This window comes from Rhizobium sp. 01T444 (assembly GCF_056398305.1).
The window spans coordinates 1-634 of record NZ_JBFTPD010000238.1 but is presented as its reverse complement, the minus strand read 5'-3'; the positions used below and the strand labels follow the sequence as shown (position 1 = coordinate 634).

At 66.1% G+C, this 634-nt stretch carries 1 protein-coding gene; it reads right to left on the bottom strand.

Annotated features, from left to right (window positions below):
• On the bottom strand, positions 1 to 517 hold a 517-nt coding region (locus tag AC1DTN_RS38195; protein WP_477925370.1), incomplete at its 3' end, for an ABC transporter permease.
• Between the last annotated feature and the right edge of the window lie 117 nt (positions 518 to 634).

Genomic DNA, 634 nt, shown 5'->3' with positions numbered 1-634 from the left:
CCACATAGCCGCCCATCACGCCGACCGCGCTGAACACGGCGGCCAGTAGCGGCATGGTGATGACGCCGCCCCAAAAACGAGGCGCGAGGATCCGCTGGACCGGGTCGACCGCCATCATCTCCATGGCACTCAATTGTTCTCCGGCCCGCATGAGGCCGATCTCCGCAGTCAGCGATGTGCCCGCTCGCCCCGCAAAAAGCAGTGCCGCCACGACCGGACCAAGCTCCCGAACGAGACTCAGCGCTACCAGCAGCCCAAGCGCCTCGGAGGAGCCGTAGCGTTGCAGCGTGTAGTAGCCCTGCAGTCCGAGCACGAAACCCACCCAGAGCCCCGAGACTGTGATGATCGCCAATGAATAGTTGCCGAGGAAGTGGATCTGGTCGCGCACCAGGCCGAAGCGCCGCAGGCATTGCGCGCCCCGGCCCGCCAATCGGACGAAGAGCCGCGCTCCGCTCCCGAGGTCGGCCAGCTTGCGACGCACGGCGAAGCCCACGTCCGAAGGCCGGTACCAGCTCATGCCCGCCCTCCCTGGACATTGCCGAAATCATCCTCGACCCCGACGGCGGGGTAGTGGAAATGGACTGGCCCGTCGGGCAATGCGTTGACGAACTGATGAACCAGCGGGTCCTCGCTC